Origin of the sequence: Streptomyces sp. MnatMP-M17 (assembly GCF_900091995.1) — a bacterium.
Lineage (GTDB): Bacteria > Actinomycetota > Actinomycetes > Streptomycetales > Streptomycetaceae > Streptomyces.
In genome coordinates this window covers 1-12,764 of sequence record NZ_FMDK01000541.1, presented here as the reverse complement: position 1 = coordinate 12,764, position 12,764 = coordinate 1, and the positions used below count along the sequence as shown (strand labels likewise).

Here is a 12,764-nt window from a genome sequence, read left to right as displayed (position 1 = left end):
CGGTCCGAGCCGTCAGCGACCCGGTCGGGCACGCCCGAGGCCCAGCAGCCGACCACCGGCGGCGGCACGGTCCCGGAGACGGCCGGCGGCGCGGCCAGCACCGGCCAGAGCCAGCAGCAACAGCCCAGCCAGACTCAGGGCACGACGGGCCGCCAGGCCCCTCAGACCGCCCAGCAGGCCCCGCCGCCGTCCAACAGCCAGGGCCCTTCGACCACGGGCGGCACGGGCGACGGAAGCACGGGCACGACCAGCGACGGCGGCGGCTCCTCGACGGGCGGCTCCACCACAACCGGCGGCAACCGCAACCCCATCGGCGGCCTCCTGGGCTGACACGGCACGGCGCCCGATTCGGCGGCGCCGTGTGCCTTGCACCGGGGCCGGGCGGCCCGGCCCCGGTCGGCTGTCCCAGGCCCGGTACGGCCCACGCACGGGTCCGTATCGCCTCCGTACGGGCTCGGCGCGGGGCACGTACAGCGCCGCGCCCGTCGCGCCACCAGGCCCGCGCGGCGCGTTTCAGCGTCAGCGTGGGCCCGACGCCAGTTCCTTCGCCGCCTCCGTGAGGTCCTTCGCCGTGTCGATGGCCCGCCAGTACGCGCCGTGCGGCAGCGGAAAGCCCGCGAGGCGGCGCTCACGGGCCAGGCGCGGGAACGTCGTGCGCTCGTGGTCGCCGCGTTCCGGCAGCAGTTCGGCGAAGCGCGGGGAGAACACATACACACCCGCGTTGATCAGATAAGGCGACGGAGGCGCCTCGATGAAGTCGAGGACATGGCCGAACTCGTCCGTCTCCACGGCACCCCACGGGATCCGTGGACGGGCCAGGGCGAGCGTTGCCGTCGCGTCACGCTCGGCGTGGAACGCGGCCATCTCGCGCAACGAGAAACGTGTCCAGATGTCGCCATTGGTGGCGTACCAGGGCTGCCCTGGGGCAGGGAGCTTGGCGGCGGCGTACTTGAGGCCGCCGCCGCGCCCAAGGGGCTCGGGCTCCACCACGGTCGTGACACGCAGCGGAAGATCCGCCGAGTCCAGCCATTCCTGGAGGACTTCGGCGAGATGCCCGCACGAGACGACGGCGTCGGTCACACCCTCGGCGGCGAGCCAGGCGAGCTGATGGCCGATGATCGGGGTCCCCGTGCCGGGAATCTCGACCATCGGCTTGGGACGGTCATCGGTGTACGGGCGCAGCCGCGACCCCTGGCCGCCCGCGAGGACCACGGCCTGCGTCGGAAACGTATGCATACCGTGAACGATAGGCGGGGAGGGACGGCCGGTGAGCCGCGACCGACGATCGGCCGGGCGGTCGACTGACGTCCGGCCGACTGAGCCGACTGACGTCCGGCCGACTCTCCGCGGTCAGCTTCCCGCGGCCTGCTGGGACACGCCGTACGCGAACGACGTGTCGCACACGGGCCGGGAGAAGGACTGCGCGCGGGTGGGACCGTACGTCGACACGGCCGCACGGCCCAGGGCCCGCGCGATCGACATGCAGTGCCTGGCGAGCGACGGACGCTCCTCGACCTGCCGCTGAAGGTGCGTCAGGGCGATGCCCGGATCCTTCTCCTGAAGTTCCACGAGAAGCTGCTCGCGCAGAATATCCTGGGGCGTACGGGACTTGGCCCGCACCGAGGCGGTGTCCGAGGAAGCGGTCAGGACCTGCGACTCGGCTGTGCTGGACGCCCACGGAACACGGGCGACCGCGAGGGTCCCGGAGAGCACCAGGACGACGGGCAGTACGAGAGCGAGAGTTCGGCCGATACGGCGGGCTGAGTGGGTCACGCAGGCGAGCGTAGCGGCCAGTGATGATTTGGCGACATTTAGTCACTCTCCCGAGGGATGGTTCGACCGCCCTTTTCGAATCGGGCGTTGACGGGCCCGTCCGAAATGACCTGTGTGCCGGGGTATTTGTCGACACGCGGCGCGCGGCAAACGCGGACGGCCCCGCACCGGAGTGGTGCGGGGTCGTCCGAAGATCAACCGCTTCGACCGGTTCAGTCGGATCAACCGGTTCAGTCGGTCAGGCGCTCGCCGGTCGAGGTCGAGAAGACATGCGTCTCACCGGCGCGCGGCACGACGTGCAGCTTGGCGCCCTTGTCCGGCACGGCGCGGCCGTTGACACGGACGACGATGTCCTTCTTCTCGCTGCCGAGGTCGGCGGTGCCGTACACATAGCCGTCGGCGCCCAGCTCCTCGACGACATTGACGACCACGGCCAGACCGGCCGGCGCCTCCTTGGAGAGCGTGCCCGAGGTGCTGTCCTCGGCGAGATCGAAGTGCTCGGGACGGACACCGACCGTCACGGTCTTGTCGCCCTTGTCCGCGGCGGCGGCGAGCGCCTCACGCGACACCGGCACCACGCTGTTGCCGAACTTCACACCACCGTCGGTGATCGGCACCTCGACCAGGTTCATGGCCGGGGAGCCGATGAAGCCGGCGACGAACAGGTTGTTCGGGCGGTCGTACATGTTGCGCGGCGAGTCGACCTGCTGGAGCAGCCCGTCCTTCAGGACCGCCACCCGGTCGCCCATGGTCATGGCCTCGACCTGGTCGTGAGTCACGTACACCGTGGTGATGCCGAGACGGCGCTGGAGCGACGCGATCTGCGTACGGGTCGAGACACGGAGCTTGGCGTCGAGGTTCGACAGCGGCTCGTCCATGAGGAACACCTGCGGCTCACGCACGATGGCGCGTCCCATCGCGACACGCTGCCGCTGACCACCGGAGAGCGCCTTCGGCTTGCGGTCCAGGTACTCGGAGAGGTCGAGGATCTTCGCGGCCTCCTCGACCTTCTTACGGATGTCCGCCTTGTTCACACCGGCGATCTTGAGCGCGAAGCCCATGTTGTCGGCGACGGACATGTGCGGGTACAGCGCGTAGTTCTGGAACACCATGGCGATGTCCCGGTCCTTCGGCGGCAGATGCGTGACATCGCGCTCACCGATACGGATGGCACCCGCGTTGACGTCCTCAAGACCCGCGAGCATGCGCAGGGAGGTCGACTTGCCGCAGCCGGAAGGACCGACGAGGACGAGGAACTCCCCGTCCGCGATCTCGATCTCGAGCTGATCGACGGCGGGCTTCGTGGAACCCGGGTAAACACGGGTTGCCTTGTCGAACGAGACAGTTGCCATGACGATGTGTCCCTCCACCGGCAGGAACGTGCCGGACGATCCGAGTAAAGGAATGGTTCCTCCGCCGAAGGGCGAAGGATGGGTCTAGTCCACCTGATGAACTCCAGGTGACGCTACCTCGCGATTCCGGATCTGTCAGTACTCCGGCCCGCACCAAATTCCTGCCCGACGGCCGACCGGACAGAGCACCCCACTTTTGACCTCTCCAACTGCGGGCGGCCAGGCAGAGCGACGCCCTTTTGACCGTGTCTGCGCCGGTGCGAGGCAGAGCAACAACCTTTTGACCGTGCCCGCGCTGCGCACCGGGTGGCAGCGGCCAGAGCACTTGCCTTTTGGCCTTGCTCACACCGACAGCGTGGACTCACCGCCCTCGCGGGCGGCAGTTCCTGCTTCAACGCCCATAGCCGGTCGGCCGCGATCCTCAAGGATCACGCCCGGACGGTCTTACACGGGCTCCACAGGCATTCCGGCCGACGGCCCGTCGGTCCGTATCTCCGTGTCGCAACAATCACAACCACCGCTTACGCGGTCAGCACACAGTCCTCCAGCTCCGAGGCCTTGATCACCGGTGGTGGCACCCGGCCCGGTGGCAGCGCCGACGCCACCAGCCAGTACAGCCGCATTCCCTCGTCCCGGAGGTTCACCGCCGCGTTCACATCCCGGTCATGCACCACACCGCACTCCTCGCACGTCCAGGCCCGTGCCGACACATCGAGGCGCGGGCCCTTCGTATGACAGGACGAGCAGCGCCGCGTGGACGGAAAGAAACGGTCGACGATCACCAGCGTCCGCCCGTACCACCCGCACTTGTAGCGCAACTGACGCAGCAGCTCACCCCATGCCGCATCCAGGATCGACCGGCTCAGCTTGGCCTTGCGCCGTCTTCCCTTGCCCTTCGCCGGGCGCAGCAGGGTCACGATGGACAGATCCTCCACCACGAGCACTTGGTTCTCGCGCACCCAGCGGCTCCGCTTGCTTCGCCAACGTCACCAGCCCGGTACCCGGCCGCTCCGGATCCTCCACCCAGCGGAAACCGGTCCGTACGTACGTTGCCGAATCACGCGAGCGGTGCTTCCGCTTCCGCTGCGGATACTTCGAGGTCCCCCGGAAGAAACCCGAGAACGCCCCCTCCAGATGCCGTAACGCCTGCTGCAACACCGTCGAGGACACCGCACCCAACCACGACGTCCCCTCCGCCCGCCGCCACCCGGTCAGCGCCCGGCACGTCTCCGCGAAACCCACGGAGACACGGTGTTTCTCCCAGGCGCCCACCCGCAGGGCGAGCCCTTCGTTGTAGACCCAGCGGCACGCGCCGAAGGTGCTCACCAACTGCTCGGCCTGGACCGGCGACGGATAGAACCGGAAGCGGTACACCCGCTGCTGCATGCCCGGCTCCTTGGCCCGGCTCTTCAGCGGAGTGGCACGACGGCCGTGGTGCTTGCGCCGGTCGGCTATGCCGAGCACTTCACGCTTGACCCGCTTGGCCTCGGCGCCGGTGACCCGTACTACGGGTCCTATCGCTGAGTCCGCCACAGTCACTCCCCATCGTCTGATCGTCGCAACAGAACGTCAGTCCTTACAACGAACGTGTGGTCGCGAGGTCACGCAGGCGCGGGAACTTTGTGGCTCCGGCGGTTCGCCGCTGTGTAGAGTAGGAGAGCTTTCGCGCACTGCCTTTTTGTGCGCAAATGCCCCCTTAGCTCAGTTTGGTTTAGAGTCGCCGATTTGTAATCGGCAGGTCGTCGGTTCGAGTCCGACAGGGGGCTCTGACAAAACAGTGTCCCGGCCCATCCCAGGGCCGGGACACTTGCATTTTCACCAGCCGCTCGCGGCCGTCGCGCTGCGCCCAACTGCCCCGTCAGCGGCCCGAGATGCGGTTGGCTGCTCGGGCTATGGGGTGGGTCGTGGGGGTTGGGGTGGTGGATTCTTTGGTGTCTGCTGTGCGGTAGGCCGCGTACAGGGCGTGGACGCCCAGCCAGCGGAAGGGTTCGGGTTCCCACTTGCGGACCTTGTGGTTGACCCAGGGGAGGGTGGTCAGTTCGGTGGGGCCCGACTGTCCGGAGTCCTGTTGGATCAGGTCGCGCAGGGTGCGGGCGGCGAGGTTGGTGGTGGCGACGCCGGAGCCGACGTAGCCGCCCGCCCAGCCGAGGCCGGTGGTGCGGTCGAGGGTGACGGTGGCGCACCAGTCGCGCGGGACACCGAGGACGCCGGACCAGGCGTGGTCGATACGGGCGCCCGCGGTGGCGGGGAAGAAGCGGACGAGGATGTCGCGCAGCGCTTCGATGGTGGCGGGCTGGGTGCCGGCGGTGTCCGAGAAGTGCGCGGCTCTGGAGCCGTAGCGGTAGGGATAGCCACGGCCGCCGAGGGCGATGCGGTCGTCGGCGGTGCGCTGGGCGTACATATAGGCGTGCGCCATGTCGCCGAGCGTTTCGCGGCCGTCCCAGCCGATGGTGTCCCAGATGTCGGCGGGCAGTGGTTCGGTGGCGATCATGGAGGAGTTCATGGGGAGCCAGGTGCGCCGGGCGCCCTTGAGGTTCGCTGTGAAGCCTTCGGTGCAGCGGAGGATGTAGGGCGCGCGGACGGTGCCGTACGGCGTGACGGCGTGTTTGGGCCTGATCTCGGTGACGGGCGTCGATTCGTGGATGGTGACGCCGAGTGCTTCGACGGCCGCGGCGAGGCCTTTGACCAGTTTGACCGGGTGGAGCCGGGCGCCGTGCGGTGTCCAGGTGGAGCCGAGGGCTCCGGTGACGCGGATACGGTCGGCGGTTTCGCGGGTGTCGTGGAGTGTGCGGTCGGTTTCGCCGAAGGCGGTCTCCGCGGTGTGGAAGGCCTTGAGGCGGGCGAGTTGGGCGGGTGTGCGGGCGATTTCGAGGACGCCGCCCGGGTGGATGTCGGCGTCGATGTGCTCCTCCGCGGCGACGCGTACGACTTCGGCGACGGTGTCGTTCATGGCGCGCTGGAGGCGTACGGCGGCGTCGTGGCCGTGGAGTTGGGCGTAGCGGTCGCGGCCCGCGATGCCGTTGTAGAGCCAGCCGCCGTTACGTCCGGAGGCGCCGTAACCGCAGAACTTTCCTTCCAGGACGGTGATGTCGAGGAAGGGCGCGGCTTTCTTGAGGTAGTAGGCCGTCCAGAGGCCGGTGTAGCCGCCGCCGACGATGCAGACGTCGGCGGTCGCGTCTCCCGGGAGCGGTTCGCGTGGGGCCGGGATGCCGTCCTGGGCGTACCAGAAGGAGATCCCGCCGTTGGTGGTGCCGGCCGTGGTCGCGTGGGCGCCAGGTCCGGTGCCGGCCGTGGGTTCCGTACCGTCGCTGCCGCTCGTACCGCCGTTGTCTGCGCTGGTCATGTGGGCGTTCGTACACCGGAACTCGTACGTTTGTCCAGGTATCGGCGGGGACGGCAGGCGCGCGTCAGCGGGTAGCAGGCGAGTCCGATGAGGACCGAGGCGAGATGGCCGAGGTCGGTGAAGGTACGGCCGGTGATCAGCGGCACGCCGTAGAAGATGAGGACGGCGGCGAGATAGGGCAGATGCCAAGGGCGCGGCACTCGGTAGGTCAGGACGCCCGCGATTCCGGCGAGCGCGTAGCTGACACCGACGTCCAGGGTGTTGGCGGCGGACTGCGGGGCGTGTCCGTGGTGGATGGCCCAGCCGAGGACGCCCTCGCTGATCAGCGTCGCGCCGATATGGGCGAGCGCGGCCACGGAGAGCCAGCGCGGGGTGCCGAGCCAGTGTTCGGCGGGCGCGTGGAAGACGGTGTAGAGCACGGCGTACGGGAGCCATGTACCGCCGTCGATCCAGAAGGCGCTGACGATGAGCACACGGACGGGATCGGTGGACAGCTCATGGATGTTGGTGGAGCGCTGGAGCAGGAATTCCCTCTCGAACTGGGGCGACATCTGGTGGAGGGCGACGGTGGTGACGAAGAGGGCGGCCAGCCAGAGATAGGTGCCGGAGGCGCTCGTGATCCAGGTGCGGATCGGTGCGGTCCAGGTGTGGACCGTCGTGGACCAGGTGCGGATCGTCGTGATCCGGGTGCGGACCGTGTGGAGAATGCGGCGCATGGGCCGATTCACGCACGGCCGTAGGATCGTGGGCGTGATTGACATTCCGGTGGAGCTGGCGGAAACACAGTCGAGGTTTCTGGGCGAGGCCGGCCGTGCGTTCATCGCGGCGCTGCCGGGCAGGGCGGCGGATTTTCTGGAGCGGTGGGAGCTGCGCCGTACCGGTCCTTCGATGTACGGCATGTGTGCGCTGGTGCTGCCGGTGGAGTGTGCGGACGGTACGGCGGCGGTGCTGAAGCTTCAGCATCTCGACGACGAGTCGGCCGGGGAGCCGGTGGCGCTGCGGGCGTGGGACGGCGACGGCGCGGTGCGGCTGCTGCGGTACGACGGGCACGCTGCTGCTGGAGCGGCTGCGGGCGCGGGATCTGGGCGGTGTGCCGTCGCGGGAGGCGGTCCGGATTCTGGCGGAGCTGCTGGCGCGGCTGACATCGGCGCGGGCTCCGGCGGGTCTGCGGTCGCTGGGCGATATCGCGGCGCGGATGCTGGGGGAGATGTCGGGGCCGGAGAAGGCACTGGTCGATTCGCTCGCCGACGAGAGCGAGCGGCGGCTGCTGCGGGACTGCGCGGCGGCGCTGCGCGAGGTGGCGGACGAGCCCGGGGACCGGCTGCTGCACTGGGATCTGCATTACGAGAATGTCCTGGCCGCGGACCGGGAACCGTGGCTGGCGATCGATCCGAAGCCGCTGGCGGGCGACCCGGGCTTCGAGCTGCTGCCCGCGCTGGACAACCGTTTCGACGCGTTGGAGACGCTGTGGCGCTTCGATCTGATGACGGAGGTGCTGGGCCTGGACCGGGAGCGGGCGCGGGCCTGGACGCTGGGGCGGGTGCTCCAGAACTCCTTGTGGCACATCAAGGACGGCGAGTGGGAGCTGGATCCCGATCAGGTGTCCATTGCTCGGTCACTGCTGGCGCGGTGAGCGGGCGGGAGGGCAGGCTGCGGTCATGATTCGTACTGCCACTGCCGCCGATGTCCCGGTGATCCACGCGATGGTCCGGGAGCTGGCGGAGTATGAGAAGTGCCTGGACGAGGCGCGGGCGACCGAGGAGCAGCTCCGCGAGGCGCTGTTCGGTGAGCGGCCGGCGGCGTTCGCGCATATCGCGGAGTCGGACGAGGACGGGGAGCCGGTGGGCTTCGCGCTCTGGTTCCTGAATTTCTCGACGTGGCGCGGTGTGCACGGGGTGTATCTGGAGGATCTGTACGTACGTCCCGACCGGCGCGGCGGCGGCCATGGAAAGGCGCTGCTGACGGAGCTGGCGCGGATCTGCGTGGAGCGTGGCTACGAGCGGCTGGAGTGGTCGGTGCTGGACTGGAACGAGCCGTCGATCGCCTTCTACCGGTCTCTGGGCGCGCTGCCGCAGGACGGCTGGACGGTGTTCCGTCTGACGGACGACGCGCTCGCCGGGCTGGGGACGGCGCGGGAGTAGAGGACGGCGGCTCGCCCGGCGCCCCGGGGGCGGTCAGCGGTCAGCACGCGGTCGTTCAGGGACCACGTGTGCCCGTGGCCGCCGCTGCCGCCTCGCGGTTGCGCGGTGAGGCGCCCGTGATGACGAGTGCGGCTACGATCGCCGCCGCCAGCAGGATGACCGCCGCCCAGGCGATGGCGACGGTGAAGCCGTGGACCGTGCCGGTGTTCACGATGTCCGTCTTCTGTGCCGATGTGAGCCCGCCCTGCTTCTCCGCCGCCGCGAGATGAACCGCCAGATAGGCGCTTGTGGTGGTCGTCGCGATGGTGTTGAGGAGGGCCGTACCGATGGAGCCGCCGACCTGCTGCGCGGTGTTGACGGTCGCCGAGGTGACGCCGGAGTCCCTGGCCGGTACGCCCGAGGTGCCGGTGGCGATGGCGGGCATGAAGGTGAGCCCGAGGCCGAGGCCCAGCAGCACGGTGCCGGGCAGGATGTGCGCGGGATAGCTGGAGTGGGTGTCGATGAAGGTCAGTGAGTAGAGCCCGCCCGCGCCGAGCAGCAGTCCGGGTACGAGCAGAAACCGCGGCGGCGCGTACGGCAGCAGCCTGGCGGAGATCTGGGTGGAGCCGATGACGATCGACGCGGTCAGTGGCAGGAAGGCGAGGCCGGTGCGCAAGGGCGAGTAGCCGAGGATGGTCTGCAGGAAGTACGTCATGAACAGGAACGCGCCGAACAGCCCGACCGTCGTCAGGCACATGATGAGCATCGAGCCGCCGCGGTTGCGGTCGCGGACGATACGCAGTGGCAGCAGCGGTCCGGTGGAACGGTTCTGCCACCACACGAAGACGCACAGCAGCGCCACACCGCCCAGCAGCAGGCCCAGGACGAGCGGTGCGCTCCAGCCCTTGGTCTCGGCCTCGCTGAGTCCGTAGACGAGGGCGACGAGACCGCCGCAGCCGAGGACGACGCCCGGGATGTCGAGATGCGCCCCATGCGCTCCACGGGTGCCGGCCCGGTCGCTGAGCAGCGTGAACGCGCCGACCACGGCGACGGCGGCGATCGGGACATTGACGTACAGACACCAGCGCCAGCTCAGATACTCGGTGAGAACGCCGCCGACGAGCAGACCGATGGCGGATCCCGCGCCCGCGATGGCGCTGAAGACGCCGAAGGCCTTGGCCCGCTCGGTGCCGCCGGTGAAGGTGGTGGTGAGCAGGGAGAGCGCGGACGGCGCGAGGAGCGCGGCGAAGGCGCCCTGGAGCGCGCGGGCGAGGAAGAGCATCTCGGGGCCGGTGGACGCGCCGCCGATCGCGGAGGCCGCGGCGAATCCGATCAGGCCGACGACGAAGGTGCGTTTACGGCCGACGAGGTCGGCGATCCGGCCGCCGAGGAGCAGCAGTCCGCCGAAGGCGAGGGTGTAGGCGGTGATCACCCACTGGCGGTTTCCGTTGGTCAGGCCGAGGTCGCGCTGGGCCGAGGGCAGGGCGATGTTCACGATGGTGGCGTCGAGTACGACCATGAGCTGGGCTGTCGCGATGACGGCCAGGGCCCACCAGCGGTGGGTGTCGACCTCGGTGCCGGGCTCCGGGCCGGGGCGGGCGCCGGGGCGGGCGTCAGGCTTGGCGCCGGGTCGGCTGTCCGAGTTCGCCGGGTCGCTCATCCCAGGTCTTCCCTCGCAATGGGCTTGTGCCGGTCGTGGTCGGCTCTTTGCCGGATCTCTGCACAGAACACCACGGATCGGGTGGTTTCGCTTCTTGCGGCAAGGGCAGGGCGATTGTTCCCGTACCGGCGCCGGACCCCCGTCCTGGCGCCGGTACGGAGCTCAGCCCCCGGAGCTACGGGCGATGCCGCTGCGGCTCAACGGCCTGCGGCTACGGCTCCAGGACGACCTTCCCCATCGTTCCGCGCGTCTCCAGCGCCCGGTGCGCGCGTGCCGCCTCGGCGAGCGGGAAGCGCTGTACGGCCGGCCGCAGCCGCCCGGCCGCGGCCTCGGCGAGCGAGCGCTCCTCCAGTACGCGTATGCCGCCGCCCGCCTTCTGGAGCATCACCGGGCCGAGGACGGACTCGGAGGTGATCCCGCGCTCCGCCAGCTCCTCGTCCGTGAAGGTCAGCGGCCCGCCGTCGTGCAGGCCCGTGCCCGACCAGCCGAAGACGATGTGCTTGCCGCCCCTGGCGAGGAGACCGACGGCGGCCAGGCCCGTACCGCCGCCGACGGAGTCGAAGACGACGGTCGCGCCACGGCCGTCGTGACGCTCGCGGAGATGGTCGCGGACCTGTGCGGGCCAGTCGGGCAGGGTGTAGTCGACGGCGAGGTCGGCGCCGTTCGCGGCGGTGCGGGCGACCTTCGCCGGGCCGCCCGCGAGGCCGATGACGGTGGCGCCGGCGTTCTTCGCGTACTGGACGAGCAGGGTGCCGATCCCGCCGGCCGCCGCCGGTACGAGGACGATGTCGCCGGGGCCGAGTCCGTCGGTGAACTGGAGGATGCCCATGGCCGTACGGCCCGTTCCGATCATGGCGACCGCCTCGGCCTCGTCGAGTCCGGCCGGGATCTCGTGGAGCCGGGCGGTGTCGGTGACGGCGAGTTCCGCGTAACCACCCGGCACCATGCCCAGGTGCGCGACGACCCGCTTGCCGAGCCAGTCGGCGGCCACGCCCTCGCCGAGCGACTCGACCGTACCGGCGACCTCGCGGCCCGGGATGGTGGGCAGTTCGGCGGTGGCCGGGTACGGGCCCCGCATGCCCTCGCGCAGCGCGGTGTCGAGGAGATGGACACCGGCCGCCGCGACGGCGATCCGGACCTGGCCGGGGCCGGGCACGGGGTCTTCGGCTGGCTCGTACGTGAGGTTCTCGGCGGGGCCGAAGGCGTGGAGGCGGACGGCGTGCATGGCGGGCTCCCTGAGGTTGTCCGGATTCGGCGTCCGGCGCGGTTCGTCGTCCCGCGCGGTTCGTCGCCCGGCGGGGGTTGTGGGAGCAGCGTCCGACCTCAAGCATGCTTGAGGTCAAGGCCGGCCGGATCGGCGGCTCCGTCCGGCTGCTTCGACTGCGGGTTCAGCCGCGGGCCGACGGCGCCGTCCGCCTGCTTCAGCCGCCGCAGGGCCAGCGAGGCCGCCTCGATCCCGCTGTTGAACGACACCTCCGAGAGCACGCCCGGTGCCGCCACCTCGTCGCCCGCGAGATACACGCCGTCGCCACGGTCGATACGGGGCCGGTCCCGCCAGGTGGTGCCGGGCGGGTCGACGGCGCCGGTACGGCCGGTCGCGAGGGAGTCGCGCCGCCACGGAGTCCGTTCGCGCCAGCCGGGAAAGCCCAGGTCGAGCAGGCGCTCGGCGCGCGCGATGCCGTCCGCGCCGGACTCGCCGGGGCCGACCGGGAAGTGCCCTTGGACGAGCTGTTCGCCGGCCGGTGCGAGGGACGGATCCTGCGCGGTGAACCGTTCGAGCCAGCCGGGAGCGTCGAGGTCCGAGACGATGAACGCGTCGCCACGGCGCCTGCGGACCGCGAGATCGAGCAGCACGGTACGGCCGCCCGTCCAGCGCAGACCGTCGTCCCTGAGGAGCCGGCGCGCCGCGCCCATGGAGGTGGCGACGATCACGGGCCCGTCCTCGGGCACGGTGTCGATCCGTGCCGCCGTCTCGATCCGTACGCCCAGGTTCCACGCGTACCCGGCCATACGGTCGATCAGCTCGCTCCAGCCGCCGACCGGATAGCGGGCCTCGGGCGGCAGTGCGGCGGCGCGCCGCAGACGCTCCTGGACGAAGGCGGCGGAGAGCGAGCCCGGGTCGTGGTGGAAGAGGGCCACGGCGGTGAAGTGCGCGGCGGCGCGGGCGGTGGCGGGCCCTTCGAGTGCGGTGGCCCAGGTGATGAAGTCGGTGTCCACCGGCGTGTGTTCGGCCTTGCGGCGGGCGAGACGGAGCAGTCCGAGCGGCGGGGTCCTGCGCAGGGCGCCGCCGTGGTGGAAGCGGAATCGGGCGCCTTCGCGCGCGGGCGGGCTCGCCATGGGGCCGAGCAGACCGCGCTGCTTCAGCCAGGCCCAGTGCGGTCCGCGGCGGTAGAGGGCGTGCGGCCCTTCGTTGGTGCGGTACGCGCCTTCGGCGGTACGGGCCCGGCCGCCGAGCGTGTGATGGGCCTCCCAGAGGGTGACGGCGGCGCCCGACTCGGCGGCGGTGACGGCGGCGG

The 12,764-nt window shown here is 70.3% G+C and carries 10 protein-coding genes, 1 tRNA gene and 3 pseudogenes; 4 read left to right on the top strand and 10 right to left on the bottom strand.

Features of this window, described 5'->3' with window-relative positions; translation table 11 throughout:
• A pseudogene (locus GA0115259_RS40525) lies at positions 1-330 on the top strand (hypothetical protein); the annotation flags it as partial.
• A 189-nt stretch (positions 331-519) separates the two neighbouring features.
• Here the strand turns inward: GA0115259_RS40525 and GA0115259_RS23675 are convergent.
• From GA0115259_RS23675 to GA0115259_RS42100, 5 genes and pseudogenes are all read right to left on the bottom strand, one after another.
• On the bottom strand, positions 520-1,236 hold the full coding sequence (locus GA0115259_RS23675; RefSeq protein ID WP_093600779.1) for a nucleotidyltransferase family protein: 717 nt from the start codon (positions 1,234-1,236) through the stop codon (positions 520-522).
• A 114-nt stretch (positions 1,237-1,350) separates the two neighbouring features.
• Positions 1,351-1,773 carry a hypothetical protein gene (locus tag GA0115259_RS23670; protein WP_093600776.1) on the bottom strand — a complete coding sequence of 141 codons (423 nt, stop codon included), beginning with the start codon at positions 1,771-1,773 and terminating at the stop codon, positions 1,351-1,353.
• A gap of 230 nt (positions 1,774-2,003) precedes the next feature.
• Positions 2,004-3,125, bottom strand: coding sequence for an ABC transporter ATP-binding protein (locus GA0115259_RS23665; RefSeq protein WP_093600773.1), 1,122 nt, complete (start codon positions 3,123-3,125; stop codon positions 2,004-2,006).
• A gap of 521 nt (positions 3,126-3,646) precedes the next feature.
• On the bottom strand, positions 3,647-4,084 hold the full coding sequence (locus GA0115259_RS42105; RefSeq protein ID WP_256098111.1) for an RNA-guided endonuclease InsQ/TnpB family protein: 438 nt from the start codon (positions 4,082-4,084) through the stop codon (positions 3,647-3,649).
• A 352-nt stretch (positions 4,085-4,436) separates the two neighbouring features.
• Positions 4,437-4,511: pseudogene (locus GA0115259_RS42100) on the bottom strand (helix-turn-helix domain-containing protein); the annotation flags it as partial.
• 304 nt (positions 4,512-4,815) lie between these two features.
• Here GA0115259_RS42100 and GA0115259_RS23655 point away from each other — a divergent pair.
• Positions 4,816-4,891 (top strand) — tRNA-Thr (locus GA0115259_RS23655).
• Between the two features lie 92 nt (positions 4,892-4,983).
• On the opposite strand, the gene GA0115259_RS23650 is transcribed toward GA0115259_RS23655, so the two are convergent.
• Together GA0115259_RS23650 and GA0115259_RS23645 are read right to left on the bottom strand one after the other, a co-directional pair.
• Positions 4,984-6,468: an NAD(P)/FAD-dependent oxidoreductase gene (locus GA0115259_RS23650; RefSeq protein WP_093600770.1), complete on the bottom strand. Its 1,485-nt coding sequence runs from the start codon at positions 6,466-6,468 to the stop codon at positions 4,984-4,986.
• A complete protein-coding gene (locus GA0115259_RS23645; RefSeq protein WP_237540449.1) occupies positions 6,465-7,184 on the bottom strand; it encodes a rhomboid-like protein in 720 nt (239 codons plus the stop codon). Before GA0115259_RS23645 ends, GA0115259_RS23650 begins: the two co-directional genes overlap by 4 nt.
• Between GA0115259_RS23645 and GA0115259_RS23640 the strand changes: the two are divergent.
• Positions 7,183-8,101 (top strand): annotated as a pseudogene (locus GA0115259_RS23640) (aminoglycoside phosphotransferase family protein). The gene GA0115259_RS23645 and the pseudogene GA0115259_RS23640 overlap by 2 nt on opposite strands.
• 25 nt (positions 8,102-8,126) lie before the next feature.
• A complete protein-coding gene (locus GA0115259_RS23635; RefSeq protein WP_093600767.1) occupies positions 8,127-8,609 on the top strand; it encodes a GNAT family N-acetyltransferase in 483 nt (160 codons plus the stop codon).
• 55 nt (positions 8,610-8,664) lie between these two features.
• Here GA0115259_RS23635 and GA0115259_RS23630 read toward each other — a convergent pair whose 3' ends face one another.
• From GA0115259_RS23630 to GA0115259_RS23620, 3 genes are all read right to left on the bottom strand, one after another.
• Entirely contained in the window at positions 8,665-10,248 is a 1,584-nt protein-coding gene (locus GA0115259_RS23630) for an MFS transporter (protein ID WP_093600764.1), read from the bottom strand.
• Positions 10,249-10,459: 211 nt separating this feature from the next.
• On the bottom strand, positions 10,460-11,473 hold the full coding sequence (locus GA0115259_RS23625) for a zinc-binding dehydrogenase (RefSeq protein WP_093600761.1): 1,014 nt from the start codon (positions 11,471-11,473) through the stop codon (positions 10,460-10,462).
• A gap of 98 nt (positions 11,474-11,571) precedes the next feature.
• A partial coding sequence (locus tag GA0115259_RS23620; protein WP_237540448.1) for a phytoene desaturase family protein occupies positions 11,572-12,764 on the bottom strand: 1,193 nt, incomplete at its 5' end.